The following is a 20,283-nucleotide window of genomic DNA, read 5'->3' as shown; positions in this document are numbered from 1 at the left end:
CTGCTGCGCAGCCGAACGCAGGCTTCGCCAGCTGCTACACATGCTCCTTGGATCAGCTTTGAATTTCCAGTGTGACGAGCGCCGCTCGCGGACTTAGTATGGCGTTTTCAACTTTTGACGAAGGCACGTCCATGACGATCGAGATCCGCCCGGCGACCCCGAGCGATGCACCGCAAATCCTCGGGTTCATCACCGAACTGGCCGACTACGAACGTGCCCGCCACGAAGTCATCGCCAGCGTCGCCGACATCGAGCGCAGCCTGTTCAGCGAAGGCGCCACCGCCCATGGCCTGATTTGCCTGCGCGACGGCTTGCCGATTGGCTTCGCGGTGTTCTTCTTCAGCTATTCCACGTGGCTCGGCAGCAACTGCCTTTACCTCGAAGACCTCTACATCACCCCTGATCAGCGTGGCGGCGGCGCCGGTAAAACCTTGCTGCGTCACCTGGCGAAAATCGCCTGCGCCAATGATTGCGGTCGGTTCGAGTGGAGCGTGCTGGACTGGAATAAACCGGCAATCGAGTTCTACAAATCCTTGGGTGCGCAGCCGCAGGAAGAGTGGGTTCGGTATCGGATGGATGGGGCGGTGTTGCGGGAGTTTGCCGAGGGCAATTGATCGTACGCAACATCCTTTAAAGATCGCCGCCTTCGGCAACTCCTACACCTATTTGTAGGAGCTGCCGAAGGCGGCGATCTTTTTTTGATCTCATCTCAATATATGGGACATATATTTATATATTGAGATTTAAGCGCGTCCGGGTTTATAGTCCAGCTCACTCACTGCCAATAAACAAAACAGGTGAAGCGATGCTGGCGCAATTGATCGCGCTCGATTGGGGGACAACCTCATTACGTGCTTACAAACTCGCCGCGGGTGGCCAGGTGCTCGAACAGCGTTCGCTGTCGTCGGGGATCATGCAGCTGCCCAGGACGCCGCGAATGATCGCGGGTCGGGAATGTGCCGACGGTTTTGAACTGGCCTTCGATGAGGCTTGCGGTGACTGGCTCGACGCGCAGCCCGATTTGCCGGTGATCGCTTGCGGCATGGTCGGCAGCGCACAAGGCTGGCGTGAAGCGGCTTACTGCGATACGCCGGCGAACGTCGCCAATCTCGGAATCTCCCTACAAACGGTTCGCAGTCTTCGCGGTGTCGATGTGCACATCGTGCCGGGCGTGATTCAGCGTTCGCGTTTGCCCAACGTGATGCGCGGCGAAGAAACTCAGGTGCTTGGCGTGCTGCACAATCTACCGGCCGAGGCGGGTAGTGATCTGTTGATCGGCCTGCCGGGCAGTCATTCGAAATGGGTGGAAGTGGCCGACGGCTGCATCGTGCATTTCGATACCTTCATGACCGGCGAAGTCTTCGCCGTGCTCAGCGAACACAGCATTCTGGGGCGCACCCAGCAAAAGGGCGCGTCCTTTGATGGCCACGCCTTTGATCGTGGTGTGCAGGTGGCCCTGTCGGCGGATGGCGAGATCGGGCCGTTGTCGACATTGTTCAGTGCCCGCAGCCTCGGGTTGACTGGCGAACTCAGCGCCACCGCCCAACCGGATTACTTGTCCGGCCTGTTGATCGGCCATGAATTGTCAGCGTTGGCGACGGTTCAGCGCCGCCGACGCAACAGCGTTCATCTGCCTTCGATCGTCCTCATCGGTAATGCCCAACTCTGTGCCCGCTACAGCCGGGCGCTCGAGGCCTGTGGTTTTACCCGGGTGACCCTGGCCGAGCAAGCCACCGAACGCGGCTTGTGGCAGTTGGCGGTTGCCGCCGGACTGATCACACCCAACCCATCCCGTTAAACCTGACTGGAGGTCTGACATGCTCAAGCAAGCATTGGCGCAAAACGGTCTGATCGCGATTTTGCGTGGCCTGCGCCCGCAAGAAGCGGCAGCCATCGGCGAAGTCCTTTACGCCGCCGGATTTCGCGTCATCGAAGTGCCGCTTAATTCCCCTGAGCCGTACGAAAGTATCCGCATCCTGCGCAGTACCTTGCCCGCCGATTGCCTGATCGGTGCCGGCACAGTGTTGACGCCGGAGCAGGTCGAGCAAGTGAAAGCCGCGGGCGGTCAGGTGATCGTCATGCCGCACAGCGATGCCAAGGTGTTGCGCGCAGCGAAAGCGGCGGGGTTGTTCCTGTCGCCGGGCGTGGCGACGCCGACCGAAGCCTTTGCTGCATTGGCCGAAGGGGCGGATGTGCTGAAGATGTTCCCGGCCGAACAAATGGGCCCCGCCGTTGTGAAAGCCTGGCTGGCGGTATTGCCGGCAGGGACGGCGCTGGTGCCGGTCGGCGGGATCACGCCGGACAACATGCAAGTGTTTATCGAGGCTGGCGTCAAAGGTTTCGGCCTCGGTTCCGGGTTGTTCAAACCGGGCATGACGCCTGAGGAAGTGGCGGTAAACGCCAAGGCCTATGTGGCTGCCTGGAAAGCCCTTCGCTAAGACTTTTTGGCGCTGCGAGCGCTGCATCTAATAAGAGAGGCAATAGATGAAAATCACCAAACTCACCACCTTCATCGTTCCGCCGCGCTGGTGCTTCCTCAAGGTCGAAACCGACGAGGGCGTAACCGGCTGGGGTGAACCCGTAGTCGAAGGCCGCGCTCACACCGTCGCCGCCGCCGTTGAAGAATTGTCTGACTACCTGATCGGCAAAGACCCACGCAACATCGAAGACATCTGGACCGTACTCTACCGCGGCGGCTTCTACCGGGGCGGCGCGATCCACATGAGTGCGCTGGCCGGTATCGATCAGGCGTTGTGGGACATCAAGGGCAAGGCCTTGGGTGTGTCGGTCAGTGATCTGCTGGGCGGTCAGGTGCGGGACAAGATTCGTGTCTATTCGTGGATCGGCGGCGACCGCCCGGCGGACACCGCTCGTGCGGCGAAAGAGGCGGTCGAGCGTGGTTTCACTGCGGTGAAAATGAACGGCACCGAAGAACTGCAGTTCCTCGATTCCTTCGAGAAAGTCGACCTGGCCCTGGCCAACGTCGCCGCCGTGCGCGATGCGGTGGGCCCGAACGTCGGCATCGGCGTCGACTTCCATGGCCGGGTGCACAAGCCCATGGCCAAGGTGCTGATGAAGGAACTCGACCCGTACAAACTGATGTTTATCGAAGAGCCGGTGCTCAGCGAAAACTACGAAGCGCTGAAAGAATTGGCGCCGCTGACCAGCACCCCGATTGCCCTCGGCGAGCGGCTGTTCTCGCGCTGGGATTTCAAGCGTGTGCTCAGCGAAGGTTATGTCGACATCATTCAGCCGGATGCGTCTCATGCCGGCGGCATCACCGAAACCCGCAAGATCGCCAACATGGCCGAAGCCTACGACGTGGCGCTGGCGCTGCATTGCCCGTTGGGCCCGATTGCACTGGCGGCGTGTTTGCAGCTGGATGCGGTTTGCTACAACGCGTTCATCCAGGAACAGAGCCTGGGCATTCATTACAACGAGAGCAATGACCTGTTGGATTACGTCAAGGATCCGCGGGTGTTCGACTACGACAAAGGCTTCGTGAAAATCCCCAATGGCCCGGGCCTGGGGATCGAGATCAACGAGGAATACGTCATCGAACGTGCGGCCGTCGGCCACCGCTGGCGCAACCCGATCTGGCGCCATGCCGATGGCAGTTTTGCCGAGTGGTGATGCCCTCTCGATGATCGTTCCCACGCTCCGCGTGGGAATGCAGCCAGGGACGCTCCGCGTCCCAAGAGCGGACGCAGAGCGTCCGGTGGGCATTTCCACGCAGAGCGGGGGAACGATCACATCCAAGCTTTTCATCGACCTCAATAAACATAAGAAGAGGCACTCCTCATGCAACCGCAAACCCTCACCGGGCAGGCGTCGTTGGTGACGCCCAGTCGCAAGCGTTTTTTCATCATGGTGCTGCTGTTCATCACCGTGGTGATCAACTACCTGGACCGCAGCAACCTGTCCATCGCCGCCCCGGCACTCACCAGCGAACTGGGCATCGATCCGATCCACGTCGGGCTGATCTTCTCGGCATTCGGCTGGACCTACGCCGCCATGCAAATCCCCGGCGGCTGGCTGGTGGATCGGGTTCCACCACGGATTCTTTACAGCGTCGCATTGCTGCTGTGGTCGATCGCCACAGTGATGCTCGGCTTCGCCGGCAGCTTCATCGCGCTGTTCGTGTTGCGCATGGCAGTCGGTGCACTGGAAGCGCCGGCTTACCCGATCAACAGCCGCGTGGTCACTACCTGGTTCCCCGAGCGCGAACGCGCCACGGCCATTGGTTTCTATACCTCCGGGCAATTCGTCGGTCTGGCATTCCTGACGCCGGTATTAGCCTGGTTGCAGCATCAATATGGCTGGCACATGGTGTTCGTCAGCACCGGTGCGGTGGGCATTCTCTGGGCAGTGATCTGGTACGCGGTGTATCGCGAGCCACGGGATTTCAAAGGCGCCAATGACGCCGAAATCGAACTGATTCGCGAGGGTGGCGGGTTGGTGGATATCCAGGCTGAAGCCGCCAAGACCAAGGCTAAATTCAGCTGGGTCGACCTCGGGATTGTCCTGAGCAAACGCAAGTTGTGGGGCATTTACCTCGGTCAGTTCTGCCTCAATTCGACGCTGTGGTTTTTTCTGACGTGGTTCCCGACCTATCTGGTGAAATATCGCGGCATGGACTTCATCAAGTCTGGCTTGCTGGCGTCGCTACCGTTTCTGGCGGCCTTCGTCGGTGTGCTGTGTTCGGGGTTCTTCTCGGACTTTTTGATCCGTCGCGGCTACACGGTGGGTTTCGCCCGCAAGTTGCCGATCATTGGCGGCCTGCTGATTTCCACCTCGATCATCGGCGCCAACTTCGTCGAGTCGACACCGCTGGTGATTGCCTTCCTCGCGTTGGCGTTCTTCGGTAACGGGTTGGCTTCGATCACCTGGTCGCTGGTGTCAACGTTGGCCCCGGCGCGCTTACTCGGGTTGACCGGTGGGGTGTTCAATTTCATCGGCAACCTGTCGGCGATTACCACGCCGATCGTCATCGGTTTCCTGGCTACCGGTGATTCGTTCGCTCCGGCGATCACCTATATCTCGGTTCTGGCATTGATTGGCGCGCTTTCCTACATCTTGCTGGTCGGCAAAGTCGAGCGTATCAAGTTGTAGTGGCGGCATGCGGGCGACCATAATGCCGCCCGTTCACTCGCTCAACGGTAAAGGCTGGATATGCAGGAAGACGCCCCAAAAATCGCCAAGGACGCCGCCCCGACCGGTACCCAGACACTGCTTCGTGGTTTGGGTGTGGTTCAGGCCGTGGCCAGCGGTGCCCGCGATCTCAAGGAGATCGCCCGGCTGATCGGCACCACGCGCAGCACCACTCATCGTCTGGCCAGCTGCCTGGTGGACGAGCGTTATCTGCGCGTGGTGCCGCAAGTCGGTTATCTGTTGGGACCAAAGTTGATCGAGCTGGGCTTCCAGGCACGTGAAGAATTGCCGCTGGTCACATTGGCCGGGCCGTATCTGGATGAGTTGTCGGCGTTGACCGGCGACACCATTCACCTGGCGATTCGTGAAGGCGACGAAGTGCTGTACCTGCACAAGAATCCGGGACGCAATGGCCCGGAAATGCGTTCGCGGGTCGGCCATCGCATGCCGTTGGCGCGCACCGGGATCGGCAAGGCGCTGATGCTCGATGACACGCAGGAAGAATGGCAACGGCTGTACGAAATCAGCTTGCCGGTGGGTGGGAAAAATCAGTTCTGGCCGCAGCACCCGGAGCAATCCTGGGAGCAGTTCCAGCAGCGCATGGTCGAGTATGTGGCGGGCGGTTACGCCTTCGATCTGGAAGATAACGAACCGTCGATCCGTTGCGTGGCGGCGCCGATCCGCGATGCCAGCAAGCGCATCGTCGCCGGTATCAGCATCGCCAGCACCGTGCCGTACATGCCGCTGGAAAAAATGGCCGAGCTGATTCCCCTGATCAAAGGGGTCACGGCCCGGCTGTCGGCAGAGCTTGGCTTGAAGGTTTAAATTTTCAGTGTCGCCATGTCGATCACGAAGCGGTACTTCACGTCACCGGCAATCATGCGGGTGTAAGCCTCGTTGATTTGGCGGATGTCGAGCATTTCGATGTCGCAGGTGATGTTGTGTTCGGCGCAGAAATCCAGCACTTCCTGGGTTTCGGCGATGCCGCCGATCAGGGAGCCGGCCAATACGCGACGGCTCATCACCAGTTTGCCGGCGTGGACCGGTGGATCGACCGGCTCGATCAAGCCCACCAGAATGTGCACGCCGTCGAAACGCAACGTATCGAGGTAGGGATTGAGGTCGTGCTGTACCGGAATGGTGTCCAGCAGGAAGTCGAAATGTCCTGCGGCGGCTTTCATCTGTTCGGCATCGGTGGACACGATCACGTGGTCCGCACCCTGGCGACGACCTTCCTCAGCCTTGCTCGCCGAGCGGGTGAACAGCGTGACTTCGGCGCCCATCGCCTTGGCGAACTTGATGCCCATGTGGCCGAGGCCGCCCATGCCGAGAATCCCGACCTTGTCGCCCGCCTTCACGCCGTAGTGCTTGAGCGGCGAATAGGTGGTGATGCCGGCACACAGGATCGGCGCAGCGCTGGCCGGGTCGAGTTTTTCCGGGATGCGCACGACGAAATGTTCGCTGACCACGATGCTGTCGGAATAGCCGCCCATGGTGTTGCTGCCATCGACGCGGTCCGGGGTGGCATAGGTCATGGTCGGACCTTCGAGACAGTATTGCTCGAGGTTCGACTGGCAGGCTTCGCAGCTGCGGCAGGAATCAACCATGCAGCCGACGCCAACCAGATCACCGACTTTATGTTGGGTCACTTTCGCACCGACGGCGGTAACTTTGCCTACGATCTCGTGGCCGGGCATCAGTGGATAAACGGCAATGCCCCACTCGTTGCGTGCCTGATGGATGTCGGAATGGCAGACGCCGCAGTAGAGAATGTCGATCGCAACGTCGTCAGCTCGTGGGCTACGGCGCTCGAATTTCATGGGGGCGAGGGGAGTGGTGGCCGACTGGGCGGCGTATCCGATGGCGGTGTACATGGTGAACCTCGCAAAAGCTGTGACGGGTGAGGTGGCGCATTTTGGGCGCCGCACCGGCCACCGGCCATGGCGAATCCTCCGGGTGTCATGCCTAATCCTCCGGCATCAGCCTTCAACGGGTCGCATTGGCCATCAGACCTGCGATGATGCTTTCATCCCTGTTTTCGCGACTTTTTTGTGAAGAGCTCTCATGTTGTTGACCCGTCATCTGGATGCCAATGCCACGCTGGTTTCGCTGATTCAGCCTTTGACCAATCGCGACGGTTTCGCGCCTACGGCGTTGCCGGGTGTGCAGGTTTTACGCGCCAGTTGTGATGTGGCTCGCGGCCCGCAGATTTACGAACCGAGTCTGGTCATCATCGCCCAGGGCAGCAAACTGGCGTATCTGGGCCCGCGGACGCTGGAATACGGCGCCGGGCATTATTTGATTCAGGCATTGCCGGTACCTTTTGAGTGCGAAACGTTTTCGGCGCCGGATGGACCGATGCTGGGTGTTTCCATTGCCATTGACCGGGTGTTGCTCGGTGAGTTGGTCTTGGCCATGGGGCTGGCACCGGGGCGTAGCATTGCGGCGCAAACGCCAGCGTCCATGACCTCGGCGGTACTCGACGATGCGATGCGTGGTTGTGTTGAACGGCTGTTGCGTTGCCTGCACGATCCGCTGGAATGCCAGGTCATGGGGCAGGCGCGCTTGCGTGAGTTGTTGTTCGTCGCCTTGCGCGGGCCGCAAGCCGATGTGCTGCGGGCGCTGGTCGAGCAGCAGGGGCAGTTCGCCCGGATCGCGGCGTCGCTCAGCCATCTGCATGCGCATTACACCGAACCGCTGAACGTCGAAACCCTGGCCAGTTGCGCGAACATGAGTGCGTCGACCTTTCACGAGCATTTCAAACGCAGCACGTTGTTGTCGCCGGTGCAGTACTTGAAGCGTTTACGTTTGCTCAAGGCGCAGCAGTTGTTGCTATCCGAGGGGCTGGGTGTGGCGCAGGTGGCGCATCGGGTCGGGTATCAAAGTACGTCGCAGTTCAGTCGCGAGTACAAGCGCTACTTCGAGCGTAGTCCCGGTGACGAACGCGCTGCTTAAGTTGGCGATGATCCCCCCTGTAGGAGTGTGGTGTGGGGTAAATGGCGGACAACAAAAAGGCCCCCATTTCGGGAGCCTTGATGTTCAGGCATTCGACTTACATGTTCGGGTAAGTCGGGCCGCCAGAGCCTTCCGGTGCGACCCAGGTGATGTTCTGTGCAGGGTCCTTGATGTCGCAGGTCTTGCAGTGAACACAGTTCTGGGCGTTGATCTGGAAGCGCTTCTCGCCGTCTTCCTTGGTCACCACTTCATACACGCCGGCCGGGCAGTAACGCTGGGCAGGCTCATCGTAGAGCGGCAGGTTCTTGGCGATCGGGATGCTCGGATCGGTCAGCTTCAGGTGGCACGGCTGCTCTTCTTCATGGTTGGTACCCGAGATGAACACCGAACTGAGTTTGTCGAAGCTGATCTTACCGTCCGGTTTCGGGTAGTCGATCTTCTTGCAGTCGGCCGCCAGCTTGAGGCAAGCGTAATCCGGCTTGGTGTCGTGCAAGGTGAACGGCAGTTTGCCGCCGAAGATGTTCTGGTCGAGCCAGTTGAAACCGCCGCCGACGATGGCGCCGAACTTGTGGATCGCCGGGCCGAAGTTGCGGCTGGCGAACAGTTCGTCGTAGAGCCAGCTCTTCTTGAACGCGTCGACGTAAGAGGTCAGCTCTTCGGTGCCGTCTTTTTCAGCGAACAGCGCCTCGGCCACGGATTCAGCGGCGAGCATGCCGGACTTCATCGCGGTGTGGCTGCCTTTGATCTTGGCGAAGTTGAGGGTGCCGAGGTCGCAACCGATCAGCGCGCCGCCCTTGAAGACCATTTTCGGCAGCGAATTCAGGCCGCCTTTGCAGATGGCGCGAGCGCCGTAGCTAATGCGCTTGCCGCCTTCCAGGTACTGCTTGAGCACCGGGTGATGCTTGAGGCGCTGGAACTCGTCGAACGGCGACAGGAAGGTGTTGCTGTAGGAAAGATCGACGATCAGGCCGACTACAACCTGGTTGTTTTCCAGGTGATAGAGGAACGAACCACCGGTGTTCTCGGTGCCCATGATGTCCAGCGGCCAACCGGCGGTGTGCACCACCAGGCCTGGTTGATGCTTGGCCGGATCGATTTCCCAGATTTCTTTCAGGCCGATGCCGTAGTGCTGGGCGTCGGCATCGCTGTCGAGATTGAAGCGCTTGATCAGTTGCTTGCCGATATGGCCGCGGCAACCTTCGGCGAACAGCGTGTACTTGCCACGCAGTTCCATGCCTGGGGTATACAGGCCTTCCTTCGGGTTGCCTTCGCGGTCAACGCCCAGGTCGCCGGTGATGATCCCGCGAACTACGCCGTTCTCGTCGAACAGTGCTTCCTGGGCGGCGAAGCCTGGGTAGATTTCCACGCCCAGGTTCTCGGCCTGCTGGGCCAGCCAACGGCACAGGTTGCCCAGGGAAATGATGTAGTTGCCTTCGTTGTGCATGGTCTTGGGCACAAAGAGGTCAGGAATCTTCTGCGCGCTGTCGGCGTTCTTGAGAACGAAGATGTCATCGCGGGTGACCGGCGTATTCAGCGGGGCGCCGAGTTCTTTCCAGTCAGGAAACAATTCGTTCAGGGCGCGTGGTTCGAACACGGCGCCGGACAGGATGTGAGCACCGACTTCGGAGCCTTTTTCGACCACGCAGACGCTGATTTCCTTACCGGCTTCGGCGGCCTTCTGCTTCAATCGGCAGGCGGCGGAAAGACCAGCGGGGCCGGCACCGACGATGACCACGTCGAATTCCATGTATTCGCGTTCCACAGGTTATCTCCTACTCAAGGCTCAACAGTTTTTTTTCTAATTGGAGGTTTGGTGTCGCATCCATGAATTCCTGCGCAATGCAGGAAGAGGACAATCGATGAGCCACCTTTCTCTCTAAGGTGGCGCATTATATCTACACCACTCCTAGCGTCCAATACAAACGTTTGTTTGAATCGGCTCAAAGCCAGAGAAATCAAAGTCACGCGGCTTATGACTGGCCATTTTGCCGTATTGACCGGAATAGGCGTTCCGGTCAAGATACGGTCGGTTTTGCGCTCGCCGTAGGCTGACTGTTGGTTTCAAGAGCACCTCTAAAGACAGGGCGATGGCAGTACAAGGTGATGCGCAGCGCAGGTTCCGGCGCGCAGTTTACACGCCACGGTAATGAATGACTCGTCAGTCACCACTGACGAACGGTCATCTTCATCGTGAGCGCTTGTCACTTGACACCTTTGCCAGCGTTTTTAGAGGTGCCCTTGCGCCGCTGAGCATCAAACCGCCAGGTTCGCCTAGGCGACTTTCTTTTCACCGGAGAGTAACGAGGAATCCATGAAGGTTCTTGTAGCTGTCAAACGCGTTGTGGATTACAACGTCAAGGTTCGCGTCAAGGCGGACAATTCCGGCGTCGACCTCGCCAACGTCAAGATGTCGATGAACCCGTTCTGCGAAATCGCAGTGGAAGAAGCCGTACGCCTGAAAGAGAAAGGTGTTGCGACTGAAATCGTCGTCGTCTCCATCGGCCCGTCCACCGCTCAAGAGCAACTGCGCACCGCGCTGGCTCTGGGTGCCGACCGCGCCATCCTCGTCGAATCCGCTGAAGACCTGACTTCGCTGGCCGTTGCCAAGCTGCTCAAGGCTGTTGTCGACAAGGAACAGCCTCAGCTGGTGATCCTTGGCAAACAGGCTATCGACAGCGACAACAACCAGACCGGCCAGATGCTTGCGGCACTGAGCGGCTACGGTCAGGGCACGTTCGCGTCCAAAGTCGAAATCAGCGGCGACAGCGTTGCCGTGACTCGTGAAGTCGACGGCGGCGCGCAGACGGTTTCCCTGAAACTGCCGGCCATCGTCACCACCGACCTGCGTTTGAACGAGCCGCGCTACGCGTCCCTGCCAAACATCATGAAAGCCAAGAAGAAGCCTCTCGAAGTGCTGACTCCGGACGCTTTGGGCGTTTCCACCGCCTCCACCAACAAGACCGTGAAAGTCGAAGCGCCAGCTGCACGCAGCGCGGGTATCAAGGTCAAGTCGGTGGCTGAACTGGTCGAGAAACTGAAAAACGAAGCGAAGGTAATCTAAATGACTATCTTGGTTATTGCTGAACACGACAACAAAGTGCTGGCCCCGGCCACGCTGAACACCGTCGCTGCCGCCGTTAAAATCGGTGGTGACATCCACGTTCTGGTTGCAGGTCAGGGCGCTGGCGCCGTGGCTGAAGCAGCGGCGAAAATCGCTGGTGTGAGCAAAGTCCTGTCAGCTGACAATGCCGCTTACGCGCATCAGCTGCCGGAAAACGTCGCGCCGCTGGTGGCCGAGTTGGGTAAGAGCTACAGCCACATCCTGGCTGCCGCTACTTCCAACGGCAAAAACATCCTGCCGCGCGTTGCCGCTGCACTGGACGTTGACCAGATCTCCGAGATCATCTCGGTCGAAAGCGCTGACACATTCAAGCGTCCGATCTACGCCGGTAACGCCATCGCCACCGTTCAATCGAACGCTGCGGTCAAAGTGATCACCGTGCGTGCTACCGGTTTCGACCCGGTTGCTGCTGAAGGTGGATCTGCTTCGGTTGAAGCCGTTGCAGCTGCTCACGATGCGGGTATTTCCAGCTTCGTCGGCGAAGAATTGGCCAAGTCCGATCGTCCGGAACTGACCGCTGCCAAGATCGTCGTTTCCGGCGGCCGCGGCATGCAGAACGGCGACAACTTCAAACACCTGTACGCCCTGGCCGACAAGCTGGGCGCTGCCGTCGGTGCTTCGCGCGCCGCGGTCGACGCAGGTTTCGTACCGAACGACATGCAGGTCGGTCAGACCGGCAAGATCGTTGCGCCACAGCTGTACATCGCCGTCGGTATCTCCGGCGCGATCCAGCACCTGGCCGGCATGAAAGACTCCAAAGTGATCGTTGCGATCAACAAGGACGAAGAAGCGCCGATCTTCCAGGTGGCCGATTACGGCCTGGTGGCAGACCTGTTCGAAGCAATCCCTGAGTTCGAGAAGCTGGTCTAATCCAGCGGCCTGACTTATAAAGAGCCCGACCTTTTGGTCGGGCTTTTTTTTTGTTCCGGATTTGAGTGGGAGAGTGTCGCCATGGATCTGCGCCGCGTTTACGGCTGGTCATTGCTGCTGGGGCTGACGGTATTGCCGGCGTTGTCCGTCGCTGCGGGCAAGTGCGAGCGTCTGGTGGTGACTGGCAGCCCGGACGCGCCGCCGTACCTGTGGCAAGACCCGCAAAACCCCAAGCATCTGATCGGCGCCAGTGCTGATCTGTTGCAGCAAGTGGCGGGGGAGTTGGGGATCAAGGTCGAATTGCTTTACGCCGGCAAACGTTCCCAGGCCCTGGATGAAGTGCGCAGTGGGCGAATGGACATGCTGGCGGATGCGTCATTGACGGTCAGCGAACTGGACGCTCTGGACTACATTCATCCTCCGTTACTGGAAAACGATTACCTGGTCTGGACCCGCAATGACTCGACGCTGGTCTACAACGAAGCGCAGGACCTTCACGGTCATCCCGGCGCATTGTCGGAAAAGTCTCGTATGACACCGGCATTTGGCGTGTTCGCCGAGCAGCAATTGACCCTCGCACGTACGCCTAACCTCACCCAGGCCTTTCAGAAATTGCTGCTGGGTGAGGTGGAATTTGTCCTCGCCGGACGCTACTCGGGCCTGACGGCTGCGCAGACGCTTAATCTGGCCAATGACCTGATCGCCCGTCCACAACCGATCGACAAACCCGGTCTGTTCCTCGCGGTTTCCCACAACTCCGCCTGCAACGATCCGTGGTTGCGCGGACAGCTGGCCAAAAAGATGACAGAATTGCCCTCGTCCGGACTGACGGAAGCCGTGCTGCAACGCAACATCGAGCGCTGGAAGGCGCAGCTCTCACAGCCGCAGCAACCACCTGTCAGTACCCCAAAACAGTAGGGATTTTTAGTGAGTATCCGACCTTTTTTCGCTGCCCTGGCCGTTCTGGCTCTGGCGGGTTGTGCAGCCGATCCGGCGCCGAATGAACAAATGCGCCTGACCGAACGGGCACTAGAGCAGGCCAAGGCCGTGGGCGCCACCGCCGCCGACGTGCCGGAAATGAAACTGGCCGAAGACAAGTTCAACCGCGCCAAGGGCAGCATGAACGACCAATCCTTCAAGAACGCGCGCATGCGGGCTGAGCAGGCCGAGCTGGACGCGCGTCTGGCCGAAGCCCGGGTTCTGACCCTCAAGAGCGAGGAACAGTTGAACGTGCTCAACACCCGCATCACTCGCCTGCGCAAGCAACTGGGAGATGCCCAATGAGCCTCATGACCAAAGCCTTGGGCGGTTTGATCCTGGCAGGCTGCGTCAGCCTCTATGGTTGTGCCGGTCAGCACAGCGAGGCCGCGTTGCAGCAGGCCAGTACCGACTTCCAGAAGGTCAAGGAAGATTCCAACGTGCTGCGAATCGCGCCCAAGGAAGTGATTCGCGCTGGTGAGTCGCTGGCCCGAGCCGATCGTCTGTCCAGCTATTGGGGCAGCGGATCGGACGTGCTGCATTACGCTTACCTGAGTGAACGCTACAGCGAAATCGCGCGCGAACACACCAATCAGGTGCTCAACGAAGAACGTGCGGCGAAGCTTGAACTGGAGCGTCAGCGTCTGCAGCTGGCCCTGCGCGAGTCCAAACTGCTTAGCGTGCAACAGCAGGGCAAGTGGCTCGAAGAACAGATTGTTGCACTGGCGACCACTCAGACTGACCGCGGCCTGGTGATGACGTTGGGCGATGTGCTGTTCGACACGGGCGAAGCGGAGTTGAAAAACTCGGCGAACCGCGTGGTGTTGAAGATCGTGCAGTTCCTGCAGCTCAACCCCAAGCGCGTAGTGCGCATCGAAGGTTATGCCGACAGCACCGGCGGCAAGCAGGAAAATCTCAAGCTGTCCCGTGACCGTGCGCAATCGGTGGCAGACGTGCTGATGGATTTGGGTATCGACGATAAACGCATTCAGGTCGAAGGTTACGGTGATGAATATCCAGTCGACGTGAACGCCTCCGAGCGGGGACGTGCACAGAACCGTCGGGTAGAAATTGTGTTTTCTGACGAAAAAGGCCAGCTCGGCGCTGCCCGGTAGGAATCTGTGATCTTTTGATCTTGCCCCTGACACTCAATGGGCCTGGAAAGATCGCAGCCTCGTTTCACTCGACAGCTGCTACAACCCGGCCTGCCCGTCAGCGCCGGGTTTTTTTACGCCTGCTGATCAACGCCAAAAAACAGTACAGTTTTTGCTGACACTGCACTGTACGGTCGACTATTGTGGCAACTGTCCCAGTACACTTCTAAACTGTTCCGGTATTGTTTCACACAAGAATAAAATGCCCGTGAAATCGAGTGCTGCGTCATGACCAATCTTTTGCTCTACCAACGTATTGCTCAGCAACTGGCCGAAGACATCCGCCGTGGCGTCTATCAACCGGGGGAGCGCGTGCCATCGGTGCGCAAGATGAGCTCGCAGCTCAATGTCAGCCATGCGACGGTGTTGCAGGCTTACGCCAACCTCGAGGATCAGGGGCTGATCCGCGCCCGGCCGCAGTCCGGTTACTACGTGCACCAGACCCCGGCCCTGACCGCGCCGACACCGGACATCGCCCGGGTCGAGCGTCCAGGTCTGGTCACCCGCAGCAGCATCATCCAACAAGTCCTGGTCGAATCCCGCCGCGAGGGTGTGTTTCCCTTGGGCGCGGCGGTACCGAGCGTTGATTACCTGCCGGTGCGGGCGCTGCATCAGCAACTGGCCAAAGTTACCCGTTTCCATAGCCCGCGGGCGTTCAGCTATATGTTCAGCCCGGGTTTCGAACCGTTGCGCCGACAGGTGGCGATTCGCATGCGCGATGCCGGCGTGGTGGTCGATCCGTCGGAAGTGGTGATTACCCACGGCTGCGTTGATGCCTTGCAGATGTCTCTGCGCGTATTGACCCGGCCGGGCGATTTGATCGCCGCCGAGTCGCCAACCTATTACGGTTTGTTGCAACTGGCTGACCTGCTGGGCCTCAAGGTCATCGAGATTCCGAGCGATCCGGCCACCGGCATGAGCCTCGAAGCTTTGCAACTGGCGGCCAACCAGTGGTCGATCAAGGCACTCGTGCTGACCACTCGTCTGAGCAATCCATTGGGCGGCACCATGCCCGAAGAGCGGCAGAAACAACTGCTGCGCCTGGCCTCGGATTTCGATATCCAGATTGTCGAGGACGATATCTACGGCGAACTGATGTTCGAGCAGGGTCGCACCAAATCACTTAAAGCCTACGATCGGCTGGATCGGGTGATCTATTGCTCCAGCTTCTCCAAAACCCTGTCGCCGGGTGTGCGGATCGGCTGGATGATTGCCGGCAAGTACCAGCAGGAAATCCAGCGTTTGCAGACCTTCAGTACCCACTCGGCTTGCAGCGTCACCCAAATGGGCATCGCGGCTTATCTGGAAAATGGTGGTTACGACCGGCATTTGCGCTACATCCGTCAGGAGTACCGCAAGAACCTCAGCGCTTTCCAGTTGGCAGTGCAGCAATACTTCCCGGAAGGCACGCAGATGACCCGGCCGACCGGCGGCTTCATTCTGTGGGTCAGCCTGCCGGGGCGGGTCAATACGCAGGAGCTGCATGTCCGTGCGTTGCAGCAGGGCATCAGCATCGCGCCGGGGCTGATATTCAGTAACACCGAGCAGTTCAATCACTGCATTCGGTTGAACTGCGGCACACCCTGGAACCGTGAAGCCGAACGTGCATTGATGACCTTGGGCATGCTCGCCACCCAGCTCTGTCAGGAAATGGTCGGCGGCTTTTGAGGGGGCGGGCAGGATATTCCTGCCCGAGCTTGTCATGTCGCGTACAACAGGCGAGCATATGGCTCCTGCCGTTTGCCCCGTTGGGTCCATGAAGCCGATTTTTCCCGCCGTATGGCTATCGATCTGCCTGCTGATGACCTTCCAGACCGAAGGTGTATTGGCGGCTTCCGTTCAAGAAAAACCGGCAGCCAGCGCCACGTCGAAAAAACCGGCAACGGTCAAGAAAGCCGCGCCGGTCAAAAAGAAAGCGGCCAAGGCAACAAAGCGACCGCCAATTGCATCCAAGTCCAAAACCGCCAGTGAGATCGCGAAAACCAAGCTGCCTTCGGCCGACCTGGATTTAAGCCTGCCCGAAGACATGGCCGAGGAGCTGAAACCGATCGGTACGGTAGAGTTGCCACGGCACGATGCAGTATTGCCGCAAATGTTCAGTGACAAGGCAGGCCCGTTTCAGCTCAACGGGAGGCTGATCAGCAACGAAATGCAGTTGCAACTGCGCAACGAAGAGCGTCATGAGGTCGAAGGCGCAGCCCTGGAATTCGAGTTCAAGCGATAATTTCTTTCCGTCCGTGACCTGTTGGCCAGACGCTTTGTCGGAGACTGGTCAGTCACGCTCGTTAAAGCGAAAAACCCCGGCCCAGACAATTTTAAACAAGCGTTTTAGCGGTTACTCTGTGCCACGTCATTTAACACATCACCCGTCGAGGAGCTCGTCGTCATGAAATGCCGTGAAGGCTGTGGCGCCTGTTGCATTGCCCCTTCCATCAGTTCACCGATCCCCGGCATGCCTAATGGCAAGCCCGCGGGAGAACGTTGCGTACAACTCTCTGTCGATAACCTGTGCGGCATTTTCGGCAAACCGGAACGTCCAGCAGTGTGTTCGGCGTTCGAAGCCGACGTCGAAGTCTGCGGGAGCAGCAGTGACGAAGCGATCAAATTGCTGGGTTGGTGGGAGGAAATGACGGCGGCGTGATGTGTTCAACGAACGGATTTTCAACAATAAGGAATAAGACTATGGGTTCGCTGCAACGTATGGCTGTGCTGTGTGGTTTAACGGTTTTTCTGGCTTCCACGGCCGCTCAGGCAGAAGACTGGAAAGTCGCCAAGAACGAAGACGGCATCAAGGTTTCCTTGAGTGAAGTGGCTGGCTCCGATTACAAGGCTTACCAGGGCGTCACCCTGATGAAGACCACCATGGCCAAACTGCGTGCCCTGCAGGAAGACGTGCCAGGCGCCTGTGCCTGGATTCACGACTGCAAGACTCAGAAATTGCTCAAACACGAAGGTGGTCAGAGCTGGACCTACACTCAGTTCAATACGCCTTGGCCGGTTACCGCGCGTGACTCGGTGTTGCATGTCACCACCACCGAAGGCGCCGATGGCAGTCTGACTCGCAAACTTGAAGGTGTGCCGACGTACCTTCCTGAAGAAAAAGGCTTTGTGCGGGTGACCAAGATTGATGGGTTCTGGAAGTTTGTGCCCAAGGGCGATCAGATTGAAGTGACCTATCAGGTGCATACCGAGCCGGGCGGTAGTATTCCGTCGATGGTTGCCAACAAGTTTGTGGTGGATGCGCCGTTTAATACCTTGAAAGCCCTGAAAGAACGCGCTGAGAAATAATTGCTCTTTTGATAAAACGCCCTGACTTGTTTGGGGCGTTTTCTATTTGGTGGGGTGGTTTAGGGGCATATCCGTTTTTGCCGTAACGGCGGCTGGCGGCTTCGCTTTTATAGCGAGTCACTTGGAAAAGTCCCAAGTAACCAAGGGCTCTTGCCCCTTTCGGTCGGTGCCACGCCCAGGTTCGGCATGCCCTCGCTCCGGTCCTGCTCCGTGGGCCCCTGTTTCCTCAAAGCTTGCGCGTACATCTGATCATTCCCACGCTCTGCGTGGGAACGCCGCCGGGGACGCTCCGCATTTCGCTGTTGACGCAAGGCGTAAGTCCTGCGCACTGGTGACGCGGAGCGTCACGGGATGCATTCCCACGCAGAGCGTGGGAACGATCAAACTAACGGGCATTCGGAGCGGGAGACTTTATTTTGTATCCGAATATACGTTGCACGAAATTTTCACAACGTCTCCAAGACAATTCGCCCGCGCCAGGCATGCCGGACAGTAATCAATGGCAATGCCGCGTTTGATCGTGCAACATTTGCGCACCGCGCAAGCCCCGGGGCCGAGTACAGGCCAACAGAGGGCAAGGCGCCGCTGTATTTTTTTGAAACTTCAACTTCCAATGGGTCCTAAAACGACATGGCAAACCCGGACGCCCTGAGTCAGCAGCGAGCTTCTAGTCGCCTGCTGCAACCGACCGTCAAATCGCATCTGGCCTACACGCTGCTGTGTGCCCTGGTCATGATGGTCATGTTCAGCCTGTTGCGCGTTGCGCTGCTGGTTTACAACCGCGAGATGATCCTCGACACCCCGGCCTCGACCTTTCTCGAAGCGTTCGCCAACGGTCTGCGTTTCGACCTGCGCCTGGTGGTCTACCTCAGCATTCCATTGCTGCTGGCGCTGTTCAGCGCCCGGGCGATGTCCGCACGCGGATTCTTCCGGTTCTGGCTGACCATTGCCTCGAGCATCGCCCTGTTCCTCGGCCTGATGGAGATGGACTTCTACCGCGAGTTCCACCAGCGCCTCAACGGCTTGGTCTTCCAATATGTAAAAGAAGACCCGAAAACCGTGATGAGCATGCTCTGGTACGGTTTTCCGGTGGTTCGCTACCTGCTGGCCTGGGCCGTGGGCACGTTGATCCTGACCCTGGCATTCAAGGGCGCCGACCGCGCCACCCGGCCTCGTGGCCCCTTCAGCGGCGGCAGTATCGGTACGCGCAAGGTCGCCCCGTGGTACTCACGCATCGCGGTGTTTGTCGTCTGCCTGCTGGTCTGCGTGGTCGCCGCTCGTGGCACCTTGCGCCAGGGCCCGCCAATGCGTTGGGGTGACGTCTACACCACCGATTCGAACTTCGCCAACCAGTTGGGCCTCAACGGTACTTTGTCGCTGGTCGCCGCGGCCAAGAGCCGGATGTCCGAAGATCGCGACAACATCTGGAAGGCCACCCTGCCACAGCCTGAAGCGCAGAAAGTGGTGCGTGACATGCTGGTGATGGCGGACGACAAACTGGTGGATGCCCAAACCGCAGCCGTGCGTCGCGATTACACGCCGCCGGCCGACAAGACCCTGCCGATCAAGAACGTCGTCGTGATCCTGATGGAAAGCATGGCCGGTCACTCGGTGGGCGCCTTGGGTGCACCGGGCAACATCACACCGTACCTCGACAAACTGTCGAAGGAAGGCCTGATGTTCGACCGCTTCTTCTCCAACGGCACCCATACCCACCAGGGTATGTTCGCCACCATGGCCTGCTTCCCGAACCTGCCGGGTTTCGAATACCTGATGCAGACGCCGGAAGGCAGCCACAAGCTGTCCGGCCTGCCGCAATTGCTCAGTGCCCGTGACTATGACGACGTGTACGTCTACAACGGCGACTTCGCCTGGGATAACCAGTCGGGTTTCTTCAGCAACCAGGGCATGACCAACTTCATTGGGCGTAACGATTTCGTGAACCCGGTGTTCTCCGATCCGACCTGGGGCGTGTCCGACCAGGACATGTTCGACCGAGGTCTGACTGAGCTCAAGGCGCGGGAAAACGGCAAGCCGTTCTATGCGCTGCTGCAAACCCTGTCCAACCACACGCCATACGCCTTGCCGACGCCATTGCCGGTTGAGCCCGTGACCGATCGCGGTAGCCTGAACGAGCATTTGACCGCCATGCGTTATGCGGACTGGGCGCTCGGCCAGTTCTTTGAAAAGGCCCGCAAGGAGCCGTATTTCAAGGAAACCCTGTTTGTGATCGTCGGCGACCACGGTTTTGGCAACGAGCGTCAGATCACCGAAATGGACCTGGGCCGCTTCAACGTACCGATGCTGATGATCGCACCGGGCATCCAGGAAAAGTTCGGCGAGCGGGACCATACCGTGGGCACGCAGATCGACATCGTGCCAACCATCATGGGCCGTATTGGTGGTGAAGTGCGTCATCAGTGCTGGGGCCGCGATTTGCTCAACCTGCCTGAAGGCGACACCGGTTTCGGTGTGATCAAGCCGTCGGGTAGCGAGCAGACCACCGCCATCATCACGGCAGATCAGATTCTGGTGCTGCCGAAGGAAAAGGAAATGGCGCCGAAAATGTACCAGTACGAACTGGGCGCCACCCCTCACGCCGAGATCGTTCCGGATGCGCCGCGTACCGCTGAGCTGAAGCTCAAGCTCGAAGCGTTCCTGCAAACGGCGACCAAAAGCCTGATCGACAACACCGCCGGTGTGGTTGACGGCACGCCGGACTAAGTCGTGATGCAATAAAAAGAGGCCCTTGAAAAGGGCCTCTTT

At 59.0% G+C, this 20,283-nt stretch carries 19 protein-coding genes; 17 read left to right on the top strand and 2 right to left on the bottom strand.

What is annotated here, in order from left to right:
* Positions 1-131 precede the first annotated feature (131 nt).
* From ACQ4OB_RS19780 to ACQ4OB_RS19755, 6 genes are all read left to right on the top strand, one after another.
* The gene (locus ACQ4OB_RS19780) at positions 132-614 is read left to right on the top strand and encodes a GNAT family N-acetyltransferase (RefSeq protein WP_074878940.1); all 483 of its coding nucleotides are present in this window, start codon (positions 132-134) and stop codon (positions 612-614) included.
* Between the two features lie 191 nt (positions 615-805).
* Complete coding sequence (locus ACQ4OB_RS19775) at positions 806-1,798, top strand: 2-dehydro-3-deoxygalactonokinase (RefSeq protein WP_430956298.1); 993 nt, start codon at positions 806-808, stop codon at positions 1,796-1,798.
* 19 nt (positions 1,799-1,817) lie between these two features.
* Entirely contained in the window at positions 1,818-2,438 is a 621-nt protein-coding gene (locus ACQ4OB_RS19770; protein WP_074878936.1) for a 2-dehydro-3-deoxy-6-phosphogalactonate aldolase, read from the top strand.
* A 46-nt stretch (positions 2,439-2,484) separates the two neighbouring features.
* Positions 2,485-3,633 (top strand): galactonate dehydratase, encoded by a 1,149-nt coding sequence (dgoD, locus tag ACQ4OB_RS19765; protein WP_008152275.1) that lies wholly within the window; start codon positions 2,485-2,487, stop codon positions 3,631-3,633.
* Between the two features lie 168 nt (positions 3,634-3,801).
* On the top strand, positions 3,802-5,112 hold the full coding sequence (locus tag ACQ4OB_RS19760; RefSeq protein ID WP_430956297.1) for an MFS transporter: 1,311 nt from the start codon (positions 3,802-3,804) through the stop codon (positions 5,110-5,112).
* Positions 5,113-5,172: 60 nt separating this feature from the next.
* Entirely contained in the window at positions 5,173-5,976 is an 804-nt protein-coding gene (locus ACQ4OB_RS19755) for an IclR family transcriptional regulator (protein ID WP_074878932.1), read from the top strand.
* Here the strand turns inward: ACQ4OB_RS19755 and ACQ4OB_RS19750 are convergent.
* Positions 5,973-7,025 (bottom strand): NAD(P)-dependent alcohol dehydrogenase, encoded by a 1,053-nt coding sequence (locus ACQ4OB_RS19750; protein ID WP_430956296.1) that lies wholly within the window; start codon positions 7,023-7,025, stop codon positions 5,973-5,975. The two genes, ACQ4OB_RS19755 and ACQ4OB_RS19750, sit on opposite strands and share 4 nt — an antisense overlap.
* Before the next feature lie 190 nt (positions 7,026-7,215).
* Between ACQ4OB_RS19750 and ACQ4OB_RS19745 the strand changes: the two genes are divergently transcribed.
* Positions 7,216-8,106, top strand: coding sequence for an AraC family transcriptional regulator N-terminal domain-containing protein (locus ACQ4OB_RS19745; RefSeq protein ID WP_430956295.1), 891 nt, complete (start codon positions 7,216-7,218; stop codon positions 8,104-8,106).
* A gap of 97 nt (positions 8,107-8,203) precedes the next feature.
* On the opposite strand, the gene ACQ4OB_RS19740 is transcribed toward ACQ4OB_RS19745, so the two are convergent.
* Positions 8,204-9,868: an electron transfer flavoprotein-ubiquinone oxidoreductase gene (locus ACQ4OB_RS19740; protein WP_430956294.1), complete on the bottom strand. Its 1,665-nt coding sequence runs from the start codon at positions 9,866-9,868 to the stop codon at positions 8,204-8,206.
* A 549-nt stretch (positions 9,869-10,417) separates the two neighbouring features.
* Here ACQ4OB_RS19740 and ACQ4OB_RS19735 point away from each other — a divergent pair.
* The 10 genes from ACQ4OB_RS19735 to ACQ4OB_RS19690 all read left to right on the top strand — a co-directional run bounded on the left by ACQ4OB_RS19735 (position 10,418) and on the right by ACQ4OB_RS19690 (position 20,241).
* Positions 10,418-11,167 carry an electron transfer flavoprotein subunit beta/FixA family protein gene (locus ACQ4OB_RS19735; protein ID WP_024164570.1) on the top strand — a complete coding sequence of 250 codons (750 nt, stop codon included), beginning with the start codon at positions 10,418-10,420 and terminating at the stop codon, positions 11,165-11,167.
* Complete coding sequence (locus tag ACQ4OB_RS19730) at positions 11,168-12,097, top strand: electron transfer flavoprotein subunit alpha/FixB family protein (protein WP_074878922.1); 930 nt, start codon at positions 11,168-11,170, stop codon at positions 12,095-12,097. It begins immediately after the preceding gene.
* 81 nt (positions 12,098-12,178) lie between these two features.
* The gene (locus ACQ4OB_RS19725; RefSeq protein ID WP_430956293.1) at positions 12,179-13,015 is read left to right on the top strand and encodes a substrate-binding periplasmic protein; all 837 of its coding nucleotides are present in this window, start codon (positions 12,179-12,181) and stop codon (positions 13,013-13,015) included.
* A 9-nt stretch (positions 13,016-13,024) separates the two neighbouring features.
* Complete coding sequence (locus ACQ4OB_RS19720; RefSeq protein WP_076028198.1) at positions 13,025-13,381, top strand: DUF4398 domain-containing protein; 357 nt, start codon at positions 13,025-13,027, stop codon at positions 13,379-13,381.
* On the top strand, positions 13,378-14,190 hold the full coding sequence (locus ACQ4OB_RS19715; RefSeq protein WP_102614815.1) for an OmpA family protein: 813 nt from the start codon (positions 13,378-13,380) through the stop codon (positions 14,188-14,190). Before ACQ4OB_RS19720 ends, ACQ4OB_RS19715 begins: the two co-directional genes overlap by 4 nt.
* Before the next feature lie 267 nt (positions 14,191-14,457).
* The gene (locus ACQ4OB_RS19710; protein ID WP_008146981.1) at positions 14,458-15,897 is read left to right on the top strand and encodes a PLP-dependent aminotransferase family protein; all 1,440 of its coding nucleotides are present in this window, start codon (positions 14,458-14,460) and stop codon (positions 15,895-15,897) included.
* Between the two features lie 88 nt (positions 15,898-15,985).
* Positions 15,986-16,453: a translation initiation factor 2 gene (locus ACQ4OB_RS19705; protein WP_102614814.1), complete on the top strand. Its 468-nt coding sequence runs from the start codon at positions 15,986-15,988 to the stop codon at positions 16,451-16,453.
* A gap of 162 nt (positions 16,454-16,615) precedes the next feature.
* The gene (locus ACQ4OB_RS19700; RefSeq protein WP_074878912.1) at positions 16,616-16,870 is read left to right on the top strand and encodes a YkgJ family cysteine cluster protein; all 255 of its coding nucleotides are present in this window, start codon (positions 16,616-16,618) and stop codon (positions 16,868-16,870) included.
* Positions 16,871-16,911: 41 nt separating this feature from the next.
* Positions 16,912-17,517, top strand: coding sequence for an START domain-containing protein (locus ACQ4OB_RS19695; RefSeq protein ID WP_430956292.1), 606 nt, complete (start codon positions 16,912-16,914; stop codon positions 17,515-17,517).
* 630 nt (positions 17,518-18,147) lie between these two features.
* Positions 18,148-20,241, top strand: a complete 2,094-nt coding sequence (locus ACQ4OB_RS19690) for an LTA synthase family protein (RefSeq protein ID WP_074878908.1) — start codon at positions 18,148-18,150, stop codon at positions 20,239-20,241.
* The last annotated feature ends 42 nt before the right edge of the window (positions 20,242-20,283 follow it).

Origin of the sequence: Pseudomonas sp. ES4 (assembly GCF_050586665.1) — a bacterium.
Taxonomy (GTDB): domain Bacteria; phylum Pseudomonadota; class Gammaproteobacteria; order Pseudomonadales; family Pseudomonadaceae; genus Aquipseudomonas; species Aquipseudomonas frederiksbergensis.
Note: the sequence above shows the minus strand (reverse complement) of the source record. Positions and strands in the feature narration are given on the sequence as shown.